This window comes from Micromonospora sp. NPDC048843 (assembly GCF_040649965.1).
GTDB lineage: Bacteria > Actinomycetota > Actinomycetes > Mycobacteriales > Micromonosporaceae > Micromonospora > Micromonospora hortensis.
In genome coordinates this window covers 20,968-39,015 of the sequence record NZ_JBEZGJ010000052.1, presented here as the reverse complement: position 1 = coordinate 39,015, position 18,048 = coordinate 20,968, and the positions used below count along the sequence as shown (strand labels likewise).

13 protein-coding genes are annotated in these 18,048 nt (G+C 72.2%); 8 read left to right on the top strand and 5 right to left on the bottom strand.

The window, feature by feature from the left end; genetic code table 11:
* Positions 1-104: 104 nt before the first annotated feature.
* Positions 105-1,403: a sugar ABC transporter substrate-binding protein gene (locus AB0C20_RS15045; protein WP_112673017.1), complete on the bottom strand. Its 1,299-nt coding sequence runs from the start codon at positions 1,401-1,403 to the stop codon at positions 105-107.
* A 235-nt stretch (positions 1,404-1,638) separates the two neighbouring features.
* Between AB0C20_RS15045 and AB0C20_RS15040 the strand changes: the two genes are divergently transcribed.
* Positions 1,639-2,838: an ROK family transcriptional regulator gene (locus tag AB0C20_RS15040; RefSeq protein WP_357568184.1), complete on the top strand. Its 1,200-nt coding sequence runs from the start codon at positions 1,639-1,641 to the stop codon at positions 2,836-2,838.
* Between the two features lie 229 nt (positions 2,839-3,067).
* Positions 3,068-5,701 (top strand): discoidin domain-containing protein, encoded by a 2,634-nt coding sequence (locus AB0C20_RS15035; RefSeq protein ID WP_357568183.1) that lies wholly within the window; start codon positions 3,068-3,070, stop codon positions 5,699-5,701.
* 108 nt (positions 5,702-5,809) lie between these two features.
* On the opposite strand, the gene AB0C20_RS15030 is transcribed toward AB0C20_RS15035, so the two are convergent.
* Positions 5,810-7,132, bottom strand: coding sequence for an FAD-dependent oxidoreductase (locus tag AB0C20_RS15030; protein ID WP_357568182.1), 1,323 nt, complete (start codon positions 7,130-7,132; stop codon positions 5,810-5,812).
* Positions 7,133-7,445: 313 nt separating this feature from the next.
* Here AB0C20_RS15030 and AB0C20_RS15025 point away from each other — a divergent pair, with 313 nt between their 5' ends.
* From AB0C20_RS15025 to AB0C20_RS15015, 3 genes are all read left to right on the top strand, one after another.
* Positions 7,446-7,802, top strand: coding sequence for a YciI family protein (locus tag AB0C20_RS15025; RefSeq protein WP_357188242.1), 357 nt, complete (start codon positions 7,446-7,448; stop codon positions 7,800-7,802).
* A gap of 2 nt (positions 7,803-7,804) precedes the next feature.
* Positions 7,805-9,013, top strand: coding sequence for an RNA polymerase sigma factor (locus tag AB0C20_RS15020; RefSeq protein WP_357188240.1), 1,209 nt, complete (start codon positions 7,805-7,807; stop codon positions 9,011-9,013).
* Positions 9,014-9,079: 66 nt separating this feature from the next.
* Entirely contained in the window at positions 9,080-10,213 is a 1,134-nt protein-coding gene (locus AB0C20_RS15015; protein ID WP_357188238.1) for a glutamate--cysteine ligase, read from the top strand.
* A gap of 19 nt (positions 10,214-10,232) precedes the next feature.
* On the opposite strand, the gene AB0C20_RS15010 is transcribed toward AB0C20_RS15015, so the two are convergent.
* Complete coding sequence (locus tag AB0C20_RS15010) at positions 10,233-12,017, bottom strand: N-acetylglutaminylglutamine amidotransferase (RefSeq protein ID WP_357188236.1); 1,785 nt, start codon at positions 12,015-12,017, stop codon at positions 10,233-10,235.
* Between the two features lie 97 nt (positions 12,018-12,114).
* Positions 12,115-12,546: a MarR family winged helix-turn-helix transcriptional regulator gene (locus tag AB0C20_RS15005; RefSeq protein WP_112590140.1), complete on the bottom strand. Its 432-nt coding sequence runs from the start codon at positions 12,544-12,546 to the stop codon at positions 12,115-12,117.
* Between the two features lie 82 nt (positions 12,547-12,628).
* Here AB0C20_RS15005 and AB0C20_RS15000 point away from each other — a divergent pair, with 82 nt between their 5' ends.
* Positions 12,629-14,422, top strand: coding sequence for an ABC transporter ATP-binding protein (locus tag AB0C20_RS15000; protein ID WP_357188233.1), 1,794 nt, complete (start codon positions 12,629-12,631; stop codon positions 14,420-14,422).
* Between the two features lie 44 nt (positions 14,423-14,466).
* Here the strand turns inward: AB0C20_RS15000 and AB0C20_RS14995 are convergent, their stop codons facing one another.
* Positions 14,467-15,261, bottom strand: a complete 795-nt coding sequence (locus AB0C20_RS14995) for a TetR family transcriptional regulator (RefSeq protein WP_357568181.1) — start codon at positions 15,259-15,261, stop codon at positions 14,467-14,469.
* 109 nt (positions 15,262-15,370) lie between these two features.
* On the opposite strand from AB0C20_RS14995, the gene AB0C20_RS14990 reads away from it, so the two are divergent.
* Positions 15,371-16,339, top strand: coding sequence for an ABC transporter ATP-binding protein (locus tag AB0C20_RS14990; protein WP_357568180.1), 969 nt, complete (start codon positions 15,371-15,373; stop codon positions 16,337-16,339).
* Positions 16,336-17,961, top strand: coding sequence for an anibiotic ABC transporter (locus AB0C20_RS14985; protein WP_357568179.1), 1,626 nt, complete (start codon positions 16,336-16,338; stop codon positions 17,959-17,961). The genes AB0C20_RS14990 and AB0C20_RS14985 overlap by 4 nt, the downstream gene beginning before the upstream one ends.
* Positions 17,962-18,048 lie beyond the last annotated feature (87 nt).

The window sequence follows — 18,048 nt, the reverse complement described above, 5'->3', positions numbered from 1 at the left end:
GGTCCCAGTCGTCGCCACCGAGCTGGTTGTCACCGCTCGTCGACTTGACCTCGACGACGCCCTCGGGGCTCAGCGCCCGACCACGGCCACCGGTGACGCCTGGGTCAGCGCATCTTCTGCTGCGCGTCGGTCAGCTTGGCCTTCACCGACTCCTCGGTGACCGGCTTGCCGCTGGCCGCGTCGGCGAACAGCTCCTTCATCGCGGTGCCGACCAGGGTCTCGAAGGTGCTCTCATCGGGAACCTGCGGCAGCGGGGCCGCGGTCGTGACAAGGGTCTCCTGGATGGTCTTCTGCTCGGTGGCGCTGAACGCCGGGTCGGAGGCCGCGGTCTTCACCGCCGGCAGCGAGCCGTACGTCTTGTTGAGGATCGTCTGCTCCTCGTCGCTGGTCATGAACTTGACGAAGCTCAGCGCGCCGTCCTTGTTCTTGGTGTGCTTGAAGACCGCCATGTTGATCCCGGCGACCATGCTGTTGACCTTCTTGCCTCCGGCCGGCGGGCTGGCCAGGAACGGCACCGGGGCCACCCCGTACGCGTCGGCGGGCATGTTCTGCGTCTTCAGGTTCGACCCGGCGGACTGCCACAGCAGCATGGCGGCCTTGCCGTTGGCGAAGTCGGAGACCGACTGGTTCTGCGCGTACTCGGCGTTGCTCGGGTTGGTGATCTTGTCGGCGGCCATGAAGTCGATGTACCGCTTGATCGCCGAGACGTTCTGCGGGGTGTCGAAGGTCGGCTTGCCGGCCGAGTCGAACCACTCGCCGCCGTACTGCTGGCTGAAGGTGAAGGCGTGGTGGGCGTTCTCCGACGGGTTGGCCCCCTCGATCGCCAGGCCCCACTTGCCGCCGGTGCTCAGCTTCTTGCCGTACTCGGCGAGCTGCTCCCAGGTGGTCGGCGGCGCGGTGATGCCGGCGTCGGCGAACGACTTCTTGTTGTAGTACAGGCTGTACGCCATGCTGTAGAGCGGCACGGCGGCCGGCGGCTTGCCGGGGGCGCCGGCGGCGGCGAGCGCGGCGGGCACGATCCGGTCCTTGCCGCCGACGGCCTGCAGGGCGGCGTCGTCGAACTCGACAAGCGCGCCGGTGGCCTGCAACGACGCCGACCAGGTGTTGCCGATGTTGACCACGTCCGGGCCCTTGCCGGAGGCGGCGGCGGCCAGCAGGCGGTTGAGCAGATCCGACCAGGGGACCACCTCGACGGTGACCTTGATTCCGGTCTGCTTCTCGAACTTGTCCAACTCCGGCTGGAGGGTGGTCTTGTCGGCCTCCAGGCTGGCGCCCTGGTTGCTGGCCCAGTAGGTGAGCGTCTTGGGCGATGCGGCGGAGTCGTCGCCGGAGCCTCCGCAGGCGGTCAGCGAGGCGGCCGCCAGTACGGCGGCGGTGAATATCCCGAGGTGTCGTCTCGACACGGTTCAGCCCTTCCGGTGCGTGGTGGGGGTCCGCCGACCTTCGTCACCGATAGGGGTCGGGCGACGGGGGCCGGCTGCGGACAGGGTTCGGGGGTGCGCCGTCGGGGTCCGTCGGCGTTTCCCGGGAGTTACATCACGGCTTAAATTATGTCGTCATTAAAGTTGCTGGCCGGTGGGTCGTCAAGCACGAGGCGGTTACAGTCGCCTCGAACGGCCGACGGGAACGAGGTGACGAGTGGAGCTGGCGCGTGCCACCAACCGCAGCGTGCGGTTGCGCAACCGGTCCGCCCTGCTGACCAAGCTCTTCCTGGACGGCCCGCTCACCCGGCAGGACCTGGTGCGCAGCACCGGGCTGAGCCAACCCGCGGTCAGCAACGTGGTGGCCGACATGATCGACGAAGGGCTGGTCGCCGAGGTCGGCGCCGCCGAGTCCGACGGCGGCCGGCCCAGCATGCTGCTGCGGATCGCGCCCCGCTTCGCGTTCCTGATCGGCGTGGACGTCGGCGAGACCCGGGTCCGGGTGGAGCTGTTCGACTTCGCGATGACCCTGCTGGCCAGCGTCGAGTACCCGCTCGACCCGGCCCGCACCGAGCCAGACCTGGTGGCCGGGCACGTGCTGGCCGGCATCGAGGCGGTCACCGGCCAGGCCGGCGTGGCCCCCGGCGACGTGCTCGGCGTCGGCATCGGCGTCTCCGGCGTGGTCGAGCAGGGCGCCGAGGCCGTCGTGCACGCCCAGGCCCTCGGCTGGGACCGGGTGCCGCTGGAGCGTCTGATCGGCGCCGGCACCGACCTGCCGTTGCACATCGACAACGGCGCGAAGACCCTCGGCCAGGCCGAGATGTGGTTCGGCGCCGGCCGAGGCGCCCGGCACGCCGTCTTCGCGCTTGTCGGCTCCGGGGTGGGCGCGTCGGTGGTGACAAACGGCGCCACCTACCGGGGCGCGTCCAGCAGCGCGGGGGAGTGGGGGCACACCACCCTGGTGTACGGCGGCCGGGTCTGCCGGTGCGGCGCGCGCGGTTGCCTGGAGGCGTACGTGGGGGCGGAGGCGATCATCGACCGCTACCGGGAGGCGCGCCGGGGTCGACCGGTGCCGGGCGAGGACGAGGAGTCCCAGATCGCCGCGCTGGTCGCCGCCGCCGAGACCTCGGCCACCGCCCGACGCGTGCTGGAGGACACCGCCGGCTACCTCGGCGCCGGGGTGGCCAACCTGATCAACCTGTTCAACCCGGAGCGCGTGGTGCTCGGCGGCTGGGCGGCGATGGCCCTCGGCGACCTGCTGCCGGCCGTGCGGGAGGCCGCCGGCCGGCAGGCGCTGCGCCAGCCGTACGAGCAGGCGTCGATCGAGCTGTGCCGGCTCGGGGTGGACGCGGTGGCGCTGGGCGCGGCAACCCTCCCGATCGCCCGCTTCCTCACCGAGGGTGGCGTCCGCCGCTGAGCGGGGACGACTGCTGCGCCGTCGGCAAATTACCCAAAAAGAATTCTCGGGATAAATAACGAAGTTATAGATCGATGTCTTGACGCCGTCGCAATCTCGCCGCAACACTCCTACGAGAGCGCTCTCCGACCCGCGACGCCGCATCGGCGGCACCACCCACGGCGCCACGGGGCGAGCCGATCCCACCCACGCGGCACCCCCTCGTAGCCCCCTATCGACAGGCGATGTCATGACATCTCGTGCAACATCCGTACGCCCGCGTCCTCGACGCGTCGTCCGGCACCTGCTGGTCGGGCTCACCGTGGCCCTGGTCGCGGCGCTCACCCCGACCGGTGCCACTGCGCCCGCGCAGGCCGCACCCACCCTGCTGTCCCAGGGCCGCCCCGCCACCGCCTCGTCCAGCGAGAACGCCGGCACCCCGGCCTCCGCGGCAGTCGACGGCAACACCGGCACCCGCTGGGCCAGCGCGTTCAGTGACCCGCAGTGGCTCCAGGTCGACCTGGGCGCTCGGGCCACCATCAGCCAGGTGAACCTGCTCTGGGAGGGCGCCTACGGCCGGGCCTTCCAGCTCCAGACCTCCGACGACGGTGCCACCTGGACGACGATCTACTCGACCACCACCGGCAACGGCGGCACCCAGAACCTCACGGTCACCGGCGCCGGCCGCTACGTACGGATGAACGGCACCGCCCGGGGCACCGGCTACGGCTACTCGCTCTGGGAGTTCCAGGTGTACGGCGAGACCGGCGGCAGCACGCCGACCTGCGGCAGCAGCAACGTCGCGCAGGGCAGCCCGGCGACCGCCTCGTCCAGCCAGGACGCCGGCCTCGCGGCGTCCGCGGCGGTCGACGGCAACACGGGCACCCGCTGGGCCAGCACCGCCAGCGACCCGCAGTGGCTGCGCGTCGACCTCGGCAGCACCCGCACCATCTGCCGGGTGGTGCTCACCTGGGAGGCCGCGTACGCCCGGGCCTTCCAGCTCCAGACCTCGGCCGACGGGACCACCTGGACGACGATCTACTCCACCACCACCGCCACCGGCGGCACGCAGTCCCTCACCGTCACCGGCAGCGGGCGTTACCTGCGGATGTACGGCACCGCCCGGGGCACCGCCTACGGCTACTCGCTGTGGGAGCTGGCGGTGAACACGACCGGCGGCACCAGTGAACCCCCGGTCGGCACGACCGACCCGTACAACCCCAACCTCGGGCCGAACACGTTCGTCTTCGACCCGAGCACGCCGACGTCGACCATCCAGAGTCGACTGAACACCCTCTTCACCCAGCAGGAGACCAACCAGTTCGGCCCGCAGCGCTACGCGGTGCTGTTCAAGCCCGGCAACTACACCGCCGACGTCAACCTCGGCTTCTTCACCCAGGTCGCCGGCCTCGGCATGAGCCCCGACGACGTCAACCTCAACGGCCACGTGCGTGCCGAGGCGTTCTGGTTCGGCGGCAACGCCACCCAGAACTTCTGGCGCGCCGCCGAGAACCTGTCGGTCACCCTGCCCGCCGGGCAGACAGTGGAGCGCTGGGCGGTGTCCCAGGCTGCGCCGTACCGACGGATGCACCTGCGCGGCGCGCAGAACCAGATCCAACTCTGGAACGGCGGCGACGGCTGGTCCAGCGGTGGCCTGATGGCCGACACCCGCATCGACGGCCTGGTCGTCTCCGGCTCGCAGCAGCAGTGGTACTCCCGCAACAGCGAGTTCGGCAACGGCTGGACCGGCTCGGTGTGGAACATGGTCTTCCAGGGCGTCAACGGCGCTCCCGCGCCGAGCTTCCCCAACCCGTCGCACACAGTCATCCCGCAGACCCCGCAGGTACGGGAGAAGCCGTTCCTGTACGTCGACGGCACCGGTGAGTACCGGGTCTTCGTGCCCGCGCTGCGCACCAACTCCACCGGAACCAGCTGGTACAACAAGACCCCGGCCGGCTCGTCGATCTCGCTGTCGCAGTTCTACGTGGTCCAGCCCGGCACCAGCGCCGCCACCATCAACGCGGCCCTCGCCCAGGGGCGGCACCTGCTCTTCACCCCGGGCGTGCACCACGTCACCGAGCCGATCCAGGTCAACCGGGCCGACACTGTCGTCCTCGGTCTCGGCCTGGCCACCATCCAGGCCGACAACGGCGCGGTGGGCATGCGGGTGGCCGATGTGGACGGCGTGAAGGTGGCCGGCATCATGTTCGAGGCCGGCACGACCAACTCGCCGGTGCTGATGGAGGTCGGGCCGTCCGGCTCGTCCGCGAGCCACGCCACGAACCCGACCTCGCTGCACGACGTGTTCTTCCGCATCGGCGGGCCGCACGTCGGCAAGGCCACCAACACGCTGACCGTCAACAGCGACAACGTGATCGGCGACCACATGTGGCTGTGGCGGGCCGACCATGCCGCCAGCGGCGTACCGACCGGGTGGACGCTGAACACCGCCGACACCGGGCTCACCGTCAACGGCGACAACGTCACCATGTACGGCCTCTTCGTCGAGCACTACCAGAAGTACCAGACCATCTGGAACGGCAACGGCGGGCGGACGTACTTCTACCAGAACGAACTGCCCTACGACCCGCCCAACCAGGCGGCCTGGATGAACGGGTCGACCCGGGGCTACGCCGCGTACAAGGTCGCCGATTCGGTGACCAGTCACCAGGCGTTCGGGCTGGGCAGCTACAGCTACTTCAACGTCAACCCCGCCGTCGTGGAGGAGCGGGCCTTCGAGGTGCCCACCAACCCGAACGTGCGCTTCACGAACATGGTCACCGTCTCGCTCGGAGGCGTCGGCACCATCAACCGGGTGATCAACAACGCCGGTGGCACCGCGAACGCGGCCAACCAGCAGGTGTACCTGACCACCTATCCCTGACCGGGGCGCCCGCGCCGGCCCGGTCCTCTGTGACCGGGTCGGCCGGGTAGCACCCAGGGCCGTGGCCGGCCCGGTCCCGCCGAGACCGGGCCGGCGCGGTCGTGCCGCTCAGCCGGCCAGCACCTCGGCCGCCGCCCGTTCACCGGCGAGCACAGCGCCCTCCAGGTAGCCACTCCAGCGGGTGGCCGTCTCGGTGCCCGCCCAGTACACCCGTCCCACCGGCGTCCGCAGGTGTGGGCCGTACGTCCGCCACGTGCCCGGGGTGAACGCACCGGAGAAGCAGCCCCGGGTCCACTCGTCGGCCGACCAGTCGTACTCGACGAGATCCACCGGGTCCTCGGCGCGCGGCCCGACCACGCTGGCGAACGCTTCCAGCAGGCATCGTCGACGCCGCGCGAGAGACATGCCGCGCAGCGTGGCGGCGTCGGTGGAGTAGCTGAACCCGGTCAGCACCCCGATCGGTGAGGTCGGCGTGGAGTTGTCGACAGTCTCGGTGAGCGGACCGGCGCTGGTGGTGGCCACCCCGGAGCGCCCGTCGGCACGCCAGAAAGGCTCCGGGTAGACGGCGTGCACCTTCAGCGCCGAACCCATCGGCATGCGCTGGGTGAGCCCGTCGCGCAACGGGGGCAGCGGCGGGTCGTACCGGATCCGGCCGGCCAGTGCCGGGGCCAGCGCGACCACCACGGCATCGCCGTCGACGCGCCCGGTGTCGGTCCACGCCGTCGCGCCGGCGGCTGTCTGTTCGATGGCCCGCACCGGCGCGGCCAGCGTCAGCGCGCCCGGCGGCAGGGCGGTGGCCATCCGTTCGGCCAGCGCCGGCGGCCCGCCCACGATCCGGTCCTGCTGCGCGCCGCCGGCCATCCCCAGCAACGGCCCGGTCCCGCCAGCGCTGCGCAGGTAGAACAGCAGGTGCAACAGGGACAGCTCGTCAGCGCCGGTGGCCAGCAGCCCTCCGGCGAGCACCCGCCCCAGGTAGTCGGCGGTGTCGTCGTCCCCGGCCGTGGCGGCGAGCCACCCGCCGAGGGTCGTCCGGTCCCACAGTGCGGCCTCCTGCGTCGCCCAGGGTGCGGCCGGGTCCAGTCGTGCGGCGTACTCGTCGAGCAGCCCGAGCACCCGGCCCACCTGTGCGGGCGGCTCGGCCCGGGGCGCACCGGCCCAGAGCACTGTGGGCGCGCCGACCGATGCCGAGGCGAAGGTGGCCAACCCGTGCTCGGCGACCAACGCGTACATCCGGTCCTGGGTCGGGCCGATCCACTGCGCGCCCAGGTCGAGTTGCGTGAGCTCGGGCAGCCATCGGGTCAGCACGCGACCGCCCACCCGGTCGCGGGCCTCCAGCACTCGCACCTGTGCGCCGGCACGGGTGAGCGCCAGCGCGGCGGCGAGCCCGGAGAAGCCGGCGCCGACCACGACCACCCGCAAGCCGTCGGTCACGGCGCGCTGCTTACCCGCCACCGCCCGGCACATTACTCCCGGTGCTGATCGGACGGCTGATCACGTCACGGCAGCGCAGGGTCGACCCCTGCCCCGCGTCCTTTGCTCTGCTTCAACCCACGCGACACTCGGTCGCCTTTATCGTCGCGTCCGTTGAAGCAGAGCAAAGGACGCGGCAGAGCAAAGGGGGCGCCCGATAGTGCGGGCGGAGCCGCCCTTGAGATTTCTAGCAGCGGCCTGTCGATCTGAGCCGCGGCCGATCGTGTGGAGTCTGAGAGGTCGGCGACGGGCCGGCCGCCTGCGAGGAGGAACGATGACGCTCTACCTGCTCAGCATCCACCAGCCGCAGGGTGAGCTGCCGCCGGAGCCGGAGTTCCTGGCCGGGGTGATGCGTCAGCTCGGCGAGCTGCGCGCCGAGTTGGCGTCCACCGACTCGTGGGTCTTCGGTCAGGGACTGCACGGCCCGGAGACCGCCACCGTGCTGCGCGCCCGCGACGGCGACGTCCTGGTCACCGACGGCCCGTTCGTAGAAGGCAAGGAGTACCTGGGCGGCATCACCATCATCGACGTGCCGGACCTGGACGCCGCGCTGGACTGGGGCCGCCGCTATGCGTTGGCGACCACCCTGCCGATCGAGGTGCGCCCCTTCCAGGGCGGGGCCGGCGACTGACCGTGCCCGACGTGGAGGCGGTGTTCCGCGCGGAGTACGGCCGCGCGGTAGCCGTCCTGGTTCGCCTCCTCGGCGACATCGACCTCGCCGAGGAGGCCGTCCAGGAAGCCTTCGCCGTCGCGGTGGAGCGGTGGCCGATCAGCGGCCCGCCGCCCAGCCCGGCCGGTTGGATCATCACCACCGCCCGGAACCGGGCGATCGACCGGCTGCGCCGCGAGGCGTCCCGGACCGAGCGGCAGGCCCAGGCGGCCCTGCTGCTCGCCGCCGACGAACCCGTCGAGGAGGGACCCGTGCGCGACGACCAGCTACGGCTGATCTTCACCTGCTGTCATCCGGCGCTCGCCCCGAGCGTTCGGGTCGCTCTCACCCTGCGGCTGCTCGGCGGACTGAGCACCGCCGAGATCGCTCGGGCCTTCCTGGTGCCGGAGCCGACGATGGCGCAGCGGCTGGTCCGCGCCAAGTCGAAGATCCGCAACGCGCGCATCCCGTACCGGGTGCCGCGCGAGGCCGACCTGCCCGACCGGCTGCACGCGGTTCTCGCGGTGCTCTACCTGATCTTCAACGAGGGGTACTCGGCCAGCGCCGGTCCGCACCTGATCCGCGTCGAGCTGTGCGTCGAGGCGATCCGGTTGACCAGGCTGCTGGTGGAGCTGATGCCGGACGAGCCGGAGGCGCTCGGCCTGCTCGCTCTGATGCTGCTCACCGAGTCCCGTCGTGCGGCGCGGACCACCACCGAGGGTGAGTTGGTGGCGCTGCCGAGCCAGGACCGGGCCCGGTGGGACGCCGAGCTGATCACCGAGGGGCAGGCGTTGGTTCGTCGCTGCCTGCGCCGCGACCGACCCGGGCCGTACCAGATCCAGGCCGCGATCGCCGCCGTGCACAGCGCCGCGCGCCGCGCCGCCGACACCGACTGGGGCCAGATCCTTCAGCTGTACGACCAACTGACCGTGGTCGCACCCAGCCCGGTGGTCGCGCTGAACCGGGCGGTAGCGCTCGCCGAGGTGGCCGGACCGGCGGTGGCGCTGACCGAGGTGGATCGGCTCGACCTGGACGGCTTCCACGTGTACCACGTGGTCCGCGCCGACCTGCTGGCCCGGCTCGGCCGGGGCGGGGAGGCCGTCGAGGCGTACCGGACGGCCGTCGCCCTGACGGACAACGCGGCCGAACGGGCCTTCCTCACCGCACGCGCGACGGCCCTGGCGACGCCCTGAGGGCGGTTTGCCGCAGGGGCGGCCGGGAACCCGAGGCACCGCCGCAGCAGGGAATGGGGAGGGGCCATGGCGTACCGACCGACAGCCGTCGACACCGTGCCCGACCTGTCCACCCTCACGCTCGGCGTGGAGGAGGAGTACCTGCTGCTCGACCCGGACAGCGGCCGGAACCTGCCGGTCGCCGACCAGGTGCTCGCCGCGCTGCGCGGCCCCGCCCGGGACCAGAGCCGCCAGGAGTTCCGGCACAGCATGGTGGAGATGGTCACCCCGGTCTGCGCCGACCTCGCCGACCTGCGCGCGCACCTTGTGTCGCTGCGCCGCTCCGCCGCCGAGGCCGCCACGGCGGCCGGGGCCCGGCTGGTGGCGGTCGGCGCCACCCCGGTGGCCGAGCCGCACCGGACGGTCCCCGACGAACCGCGCTACCACGCGATGTCGCGCCGGTACGGGCCGGTGGCGCACGACCCGGCGGTCTGCGGCTGCCACGTGCACGTCGGGCTGCCCGACCGGGAACTGGCCGTGCAGGTCTGCAACCACCTGCGGGTGTGGCTGCCGGTGGTGCAGGCGATCACCACCAACTCGCCGCTGCACGACGGGTACGACACCGGGCACGCCAGCTGGCGCTCGATGCAGTTGGAACGCTGGCCCAGCATCGGACCGACGCCGTACTTCGACTCCGCCGCCGACTACGACCGCACCGTTGACGAGCTGATCGCCGCCGGCATCATGCTCGACGCGGCGATGGTCTACTGGTACGCCCGGCCGTCGTCGACGTACCCGACGGTGGAGGTGCGGGTCGGTGACGTCTGCACCGAAGTGGACGACGCGGTGCTGGTCGCCGCGCTGGTCCGGTCCCTCGTGGCCACCCTCGCCGACGACGTACGCGCCGGGGTGAGCGCCCCGCACGTCCGGGACTGCCTTGTCGCCGCGGCGCACTGGCGGGCCGCCCACGACGGTCTCGACGGCGAGCTGATCGACCTGCGTGCCGGCGGCGCCCGCCCCGCGTGGGCACTCGTCGACGAGCTGATGGCGGTGATCGCCCCGGCCCTGCTGCGCCACGGCGACCTCGGGTACGTGTTGGCGCAGCTCGCCCGGCTGCGTCGCGACGGCACCGGAGCCACCCGGCAGCGGCGGGTGCTGGAGCGCGCCGGGGACCTGCACGTGGTCCTCGACGACCTGGTCGCCCGCACCGCCGCCGGCTGACACGCGCCGGGCCGGCGGCTCAACGGATGTCGTGGGTCTGGAGCCACAGCTCCAGCAGGCCGAGCTGCCACAGCTTGTTGCTGCCGGCCGCGGCCTCGGCCCGGTCGGGCTCGGCGAGCAGATGTGCCACGTACTCCGGACGGAACAGCCCCCGCTCGCGCGCGGCAGGCGCCTGCAACGCCTCGGCCACCAGCTCGCGCACCGGGCCGTCCACGTTGCGCAGCGCCGGCACCGGGAAGTAGCCCTTGGGCCTGTCGATCACCTCGGTGGGCAGCACCTCCCGGGCGACGTCCTTGAGCACGCCCTTGCCGCCCTGGCTGACCTTGTGCTCCGGCGGGCAGTGCGCGGCAAGGGTGACCAGGTCCTGGTCGAGGAAGGGCGTACGCACCTCCAGACCCCACGCCATGCTCATGCTGTCCACCCGCTTGACCGGGTCGTCGGGGAGCATCAGGTGGGTGTCCAGGCGCAGCACGGCGTCCAGCGCGGTCTGCGCCCCGGGCGCGGCGAGGTGCCCGGTGAGCAGGTCCCGGCTGGCGTCGTGCTCCAGCGCGTACGCCGGGCCGACGATGCGGCGCAGCTCGTCGTGGCCGCGGTCGAAGAACGCGGCGGCGAACGTCTCGGCGGCGCCGTGCCGGGGCGCCTCGACCAGTGGCTGGTGGTAGCCGTAGCCGGCGAACACCTCGTCGGCGCCCTGACCCGACTGGGCCACCTTCACGTGTTGCGCCACCTGCTCGGAGAGCAGGTGGAAGGCGACCACGTCGTGGCTGCCCATCGGCTCGGTCATCGCCAGCACGGCCCGTCGGACGGCGGGCACCAGGTCGTCGTCGGCCAGTCGGATCCGATGGTGGTCGGTGTCGTACGCGCGGGCCACCAGATCGGAGTAGTGGAACTCGTCGCCGGACTCGCCGTCGCGGCTGTCGAAGCCGATGCTGAACGTACGCAGGTGTTGCTGGCCGGCCTCGGCGAGCAGAGCCACGATGAGGCTGGAGTCCAGCCCTCCGGAGAGCAGCACCCCCACCGGCACGTCGGCGACCAGCCGTCGGCGTACCGCCGCGCGCAGCGCGTCGCCGATCGCGGCCCGCCAGTCGGCGGCGTCCATCCCCGCGTCGACGGGCTCCCGCACGTAGTCGGGTCGCCAGTAGACCTCCTCGCGGCTGCTCCCGTCCGCCTCGATCACCCGCAGGGTGGCCGGCGGCAGCTTGCGCACGCCACGCAGTACCGTCCGCGGCGCGGGCACGATAGAGTGCCAGGAGAGGTAGTGGTGCAGCGCCACCGGGTCGATGCCGGTGTCGACGTCACCGGCCCGCAACAGCGCGGGCAGGGTCGAGGCGAACCGCAGCCGCCCCGGTGTCTCGGCGAGGTAGAGCGGTTTGATGCCGAGCCGGTCGCGGGCCAGGATCAGCCGCCGCCGCACCCGGTCAACCAGCCCGATCGCGAACATGCCGACCAGGTGGTCGACGAAACGTTCACCCCAGTGGGCGTACGCCACCAGGATCACCTCGGTGTCGCTGGTGGAGTGGAAGGCGTACCCGGCGCGGCGCAACTCCTCGCGCAGTTCCGGGTAGTTGTAGATGCAGCCGTTGAAGACCAACGCCAGGCCCAGGTCGTCGCGGACCATCGGCTGCCCGCCCGCGTCGGACAGGTCGATGATGGTCAGCCGGCGGTGCCCCAGGGTCACCCAATCGTCGGCGAACAGGCCCTCGTCGTCCGGGCCGCGTGAGCGCATCGCCTCGGTCATCCGGGTGACCGCCGCCGCGTCGGGCGAGCGGCCGTCGAACCGCGCCTCCCCGCTGATCCCGCACATCAGCCGGGCCTCCCGTCACCTCGCCCCGACCGGTGTCGGCCGGTCCCGCCGACCGGACGGGGCCGCTGGCTACCCGTGGGCGGGGGGAGCAAACCCGTCAGCCGCGCAGGGTGCGCAGGATGCGGGCCAGCTCGGCGCGGTCGGTGTCGTTGAGGTGGCCGAAGAAGCGGTCGGCCTCGGCCCGGCGCGCGGCCCGGATGGCGGTGCTGACCCGGTCGCCCTCCTCGGTGAGCGCGACCAGCGTCGCCCGACGGTCGGCCGGGTCGGGTCGGCGTTCGACCAGCCCTCGGGTCTGGAGGTCGTCGACGACCTCCGTCGCCGAGCGGGGCGCGATGCGCAGGTGCTCGGCGAGGGTGCCGGGGCGTACCTCACCGTGCCGGGCCAGCACGCCGAGGGCCCGGGACTGGCTGGGGGTGACGTCCCAGGGCGCCAGTGAGTCGCGGCTCTGCCGGCGTAGACGGGACGCCACGGCCCAGAACGTCTCCGCCAGGCTCTCGTCGTCGGCGCTCTCGACGGTGTGCTCGGTCACCGGAATACGGTAGCAGGATATGTGGTTGCTCCCTCATGATGAGGTAACCTCAGCAATATTGTCGACGAAAGGTAGTGCCCCCTTGGAACCCACCCCGAAGGGCCGCGACCGCGGCCACCGCACGCTCAGCGCCGAAGAGAAGGCGCAGGCCCGTCAGGTGTCGCTGCGCCGCATCGGTCGCCTGTTCACCCCCCACCGGCCCGCGCTGGCCGCCGTCACCGCGATCATCGTGGTCTCCTCGATCATCGCGATGGCCACCCCGTTCCTGCTGCGTGCCGTGATCGACCGGGCCCTGCCGCAGGGCGACGTGACGCTGCTGGTCTGGCTGGTCCTCGGCATGGTCGCCGTCGCGGCGGTGACCTCCGCCCTCGGCGTCGTACAGACCTGGATCTCCACCCAGGTCGGCCAGCGGGTCATGCACCGGCTGCGCACCGACGTCTTCAGCCACCTCCAGCGCCAGTCGCTCGGCTTCTTCACCCGCACCCGCACCGGCGAGGTGCAGTCCCGGATCACCAACGACATCGGCGGCATGCAGTCGGTGGTCACCTCCACCGCCACCGCCGTCGCCGCCAACCTCACCACTGTGGTCGCCACCACTGTCGCCATGGTCGCGCTCTCCTGGCAGCTCTCCCTGGTTTCGCTAGTGGTGCTGCCGCCGGCCATCTGGCTGACCCGTCGGGTCGCGCGGATGCGCCGCGAGATCACCGCCCAACGGCAACGCGAACTCGCCGACCTCAACGTCACGGTCGAGGAGGGGCTCTCGATCAGTGGCGTACAGCTGGCCAAGACCCTCGGCACCGGCCCCGCGCTGATCGAGCGCTTCACCGCCTCCTCGGCCCGCCTGGTCGACCTGGAGCTGCGCAGCGAGCTGGCCGGCCGCTGGCGGATGGCCTCGATGAGCATCATCTTCGCCGCCGTACCGGCGGTCATCTACCTCGCCGCCGGGCTGCCCGGCACCGCCGGCACGCTCAGCATCGGCACCCTGGTCGCCTTCACGGCCCTGCAGGGCGGCCTGTTCCGACCGCTGATGGGCCTGCTCAACGTGGGTGTCTCGCTCACCGCCTCGCTGGCGCTCTTCGCCCGGATCTTCGAATACCTGGACCTACCGGTCGACGTGGCCGACCCCGCCGAGCCAATCCGCCTCGACCCCTCCCAGGTACGCGGCCACCTGCGCCTGGAGGACGTCACCTTCGGCTACCCGGGCAGCGACACCGCCGCCCTCGCCGGGGTCACCCTCGACGTGCCCGCCGGCACCAGCCTCGCCCTGGTCGGCGAGACCGGCTCCGGCAAGAGCACCCTCGCCGGGCTGGTCAGCCGACTGCAGGACCCGACCGCCGGCCGGATCACCGTCGACGGTGTCGACCTGCGCGACCTGCGCCTGGCCGACCTGGCCGCGATCGTCGGCGTGGTCAGCCAGGAGACGTACCTGCTGCACACCACCGTCCGGGAGAACCTGCGCTACGCCCGGCCGGAGGCCACCGACACCGAGATCGAGGACGCCGCCCGCGCCGCCCAGATCCACGACCTGATCGCCGGGCTGCCCGACGGGTACGACACGGTGGTCGGCTCGCGTGGGCACCGATTCTCCGGCGGTGAGAAGCAGCGCCTCGCCATCGCCCGGACGCTGCTGCGCGACCCGCGCATCCTGGTCCTCGACGAGGCCACCAGCGCGCTGGACACCGAGACCGAACGCGCCGTACAGCGGGCCTTCGACGTGCTCGCCCAGGGGCGCACCACGATCACCATCGCGCACCGGCTCTCCACGGTGCGCGACGCCGACCAGATCGCGGTGCTCGACCACGGTCGGATCGTCGAGGCCGGCACCCACGCCAGCCTGCTGGACCGCAACGGCCGATACGCCACGCTGGCGGCCTGAACACCAGATCACAACCGTCTCGGAACTGTCTTGGAATTGTCTCGTTAAGGCGTGGTCAGGTGGCGGTAGACGGTGGCCCGCGAGACACCCAGCGCGGCGGCGATGGCGTCCACTGAATGGGTGCCCGCCGCGTGCATGCGCCGGGCCGCCTCGATCTGCTCCCGACCCAGCGCGGGCGGCCGTCCCGGCCGCCGACGTCGGCTCGCCGCTTCCGCCGGGGTCGCGCTCCCCAGGGTCGCGTCCGTGGGCGCCCCGGCTGCGGCGTCAGTGCGCGGCTCGGCCGCGCTGTCCGCGGGCAGCGGCGCCAGCAGTCGGCGTGCGCCGTCGAGCATGTCGGCGCGCAGCGCCTCGTCGGACACGTCGGTGAAGAAGACGACCGGATCGCTGCACGCGCCCACCGCCTGGACCGCGAGAACCCGCTCGCGACGCCCCGCGTTCGGCCCGGCGATGAGGTCGTTGGCCCGCATCGCGACCTCCATCAGGCGGTGGTACGTGTCGCCCCGACCGATCAGCGCGATGTCGTGGAAGAGCATGCCGAGTGGCCGGCGGTGGGTGAGCATGATGTCCAGCCAGCCCTCCAGCACCGTCCACCGGGCCCGCTCGGTCGGCTGTTTCTGGGCCGAGTCGAGCAGTGCCTCCAGGTCCGCGACCAAGGGCTCGACCAGGGCGGCGAGCAGATGCTCCTTGGCCGGAAAGTGGTACAGGATGGCGGTCTTGGTGAGCCGCAGCCGCTCGCCGATCTGGCGCAGCGACGTGCGCTGGTAGCCGTGTTCGGCGAACAGGTCGAGCGCAGCGCGCAGGATCCGGGTGCGGGTGTCGTCCGCGGGATCGGCGGTCATGCCGGCAAGCCTAGCGACGTCCTGACCGGTGGGCACGATCACCGTTGATTCGACTGACCATCGGTCAGTACAGTGGTGATGGTCGACGTAGCCAACGGCAGGAGGGGCCATGCCCGTCATCTCGATCGGCAACCTGGTCAAGACGTTCGGCGCCATCCGGGCACTCGACGGGTTGGACCTGCACGTGGAGCAGGGGGAGGTGCACGGCTTCCTCGGGCCCAACGGCTCCGGAAAGTCCACCACCATCCGGATCCTGCTCGGGCTGCTCCGCCGCGACTCCGGTGACGCCCAGGTGCTCGGCGGCGACCCGTGGCGCGACGCGGTCCGCCTGCACCGCCGGCTGGCGTACGTGCCGGGCGACGTCAGCCTCTGGCCCAACCTCACCGGCGGAGAAGCCATCGACCTGCTCGGTCAACTGCGCGGCGGCCTCGACCGGCGTCGCCGCGACGAGCTGCTGCACCGCTTCGACCTGGACCCGACCCGCCGTTGCCGCACCTACTCCAAGGGCAACCGGCAGAAGGTCGCCATCGTCGCCGCCTTCTCCTCCCGGGTGGAGCTGTACGTGCTCGACGAGCCGACCTCCGGCCTCGACCCCCTCATGGAGGCGGTGTTCCAGGACGAGGTCCGGCGGGTCAAGCAGGCCGGCGCCACAGTGCTGCTCTCCAGCCACGTGCTCGCCGAGGTCGAGGCGCTCTGCGACCGGGTCAGCATCATCCGCGAGGGCCGTACCGTCGAGTCCGGCACCCTCACCGAGCTGCGCCACCTCACCCGCACGGCGGTGACCGTCGAGACCGCCCGCCCGGTCACCGGCCTGGACGCGCTGCCCGGCGTGCACGACGTGCACGAGGTCGACGGCCGTACCCACCTGGAGGTCGAGCCCGCCCACCTCGACGAGCTGCTCGGCCAGCTCATCCGCTTCGGCGTCCGCGCGCTGACCAGCACACCACCCACCCTGGAGCAGCTCTTCCTCCGCCACTACGGCGACAACCCCGCCGCCGCCGCTGCCCCGGGTGCTCCCGTGTCCGGCTCCTCGGACGCCGATGTGCAGGCTGACGCCCCCCAGGGTGGTGCCCGGTGAGCGCCCTCACGGGTACGACCCTTCTGGCCCGGCTCGTGCTGCGCCGCGACCGGATCCGCCTCGCTATCTGGATTCTCGGCACACCCCTGCTCGGTTACGCCCTCGCCGGCAGCGTCGCCGGCATCTACCCGGACCAGGAGGCCCGGCTGGGTTACGCCACCACCTCGGCGTCCAGTCTGGTCGCCCGCGCCTTCAACGGCCCCATCCACGGCACCGACCTCGGTGCCGTGGTCGTCGCCGAGACGTACGTGACGCTGGCCCTGATCGTCGCGCTGCTGAGCACCTTCGCGGTGACCCGGCACACCCGCCAGAACGAGGAGACCGGGCGGGCCGAACTGCTCGGCGCCAACGTGGTCGGCCGGTACGCGCCGCTCACCGCCGCGCTGCTCGTCATCGTCGCGGCGAACACACTGGCCGCCGTGCTGCTCGCGGTCGCGCTGACCGGCGCGGGTCTGCCGCTCGCCGGCTCCGTCGCGGCAGCGGCCGCGATCGGTGGCGTCGGGGTCGCCTTCACCGCGATCGCCGCGGTGACCGCCCAGCTCTCCGTCACCTCGCGCGGCGCCAACGCGCTCGCCGCCGCCACCGTCGGACTCGCCTTCGTGCTGCGCGCCGCCGGCGACGTCCTCGGCGAACAGAGCGCCGACGGCACCCGCGTGCGCAGCGCCTGGCCGTCGTGGATCTCCCCGCTCGGCTGGGGCAACCAGGTACGAGCCTTCGACGGTGAACGTTGGTGGGTGCTCGCCCTGCCCGTCGCGCTGCTGCTCGCCGGGGTGGCGCTGGCGTACGCCCTCGCCGAGCGACGCGACCAGGGCGCCGGGCTGATCGCCCCCCGACGCGGCCCGGCCACCGGCGCGCCACAGCTGCTCAGCCCCACCGGGTTGGCCTGGCGGATGCAGCGCGGCACGCTGCTCGGCTGGGCGGTCGGGGTGGCCGTGCTCGGCCTCTCCATGGGCGTCGCCGCCGACGAGTTCAACGACATGATCGACGCGAATCCGGCCGCCGCCGAAGCGATCAACGCGATGGGTGGCGGCGCCGACCTGATCAACGCGTACCTGGCCGCGATGCTCGGCCTCTTCGCCCTGACCATCGGCGCGTACGTCGTGCAGGCCCTGCTGCGCGTACGCGGCGACGAAGCCGACGGGATGCTGGAGGCCGCCCTCGCCACGGCGGTCAGCCGTACCCGCTGGCTCGGCACCCAGGTGCTCGCCGCGACAATCGGCGCGGTCGCCCTGCTGCTGCTCGCCGGCGTGACCACCGGCCTCGGCTACGGCATCGTCACCGGAGACCCGCTCGGTCAGGCCGTCGAGCTGGGCGGCGCCGCGCTGCTGCGCCTACCCGCCCTGCTGGTGATCGCCGGCGTGGTGACCGCGATCTTCGGGCTGCTGCCCCGCTGGTCGGTAGTGCTGTCCTGGACGGCGCTGTTGGTCTTCCTGCTCCTCGGGCAGCTCGGCGCGGTGCTGAAGTTGCCGCAGGCAGCGCTCAACGTCTCGCCGTACACCCATGTGCCGGCCGTGCCCGCCGTCGACCCGGCGGTACTTCCCCTGGTGGTGCTGGCGGCGGTGGCCGCGGCCCTGCTCACCGTCGGCGTGGCCGCCTTCCGCCACCGCGACGTCCCGTCCTGAGCCCTGTTCCTTGAACCTTGCTGAACTGCCGTCGATAACCGCAACCAGTGCCGCACAGCTCGCGGGCGTGGGTCGGGGCTGCGGGGG

Excerpts from the sequence above, each read along its gene's own strand:
- AB0C20_RS15010 (WP_357188236.1), bottom strand. The coding sequence starts at position 12,017 with ATGTGCGGGATCAGCGGGGAGGCGCGGTTCGACGGCCGCTCGCCCGAC.
- AB0C20_RS14995 (WP_357568181.1), bottom strand. The coding sequence starts at position 15,261 with ATGACCGCCGATCCCGCGGACGACACCCGCACCCGGATCCTGCGCGCT.
- AB0C20_RS14990 (WP_357568180.1), top strand. The coding sequence starts at position 15,371 with ATGCCCGTCATCTCGATCGGCAACCTGGTCAAGACGTTCGGCGCCATC.
- AB0C20_RS15015 (WP_357188238.1), top strand. The coding sequence starts at position 9,080 with ATGGCGTACCGACCGACAGCCGTCGACACCGTGCCCGACCTGTCCACC.
- AB0C20_RS15025 (WP_357188242.1), top strand. The coding sequence starts at position 7,446 with ATGACGCTCTACCTGCTCAGCATCCACCAGCCGCAGGGTGAGCTGCCG.
- AB0C20_RS15035 (WP_357568183.1), top strand. The coding sequence starts at position 3,068 with ATGACATCTCGTGCAACATCCGTACGCCCGCGTCCTCGACGCGTCGTC.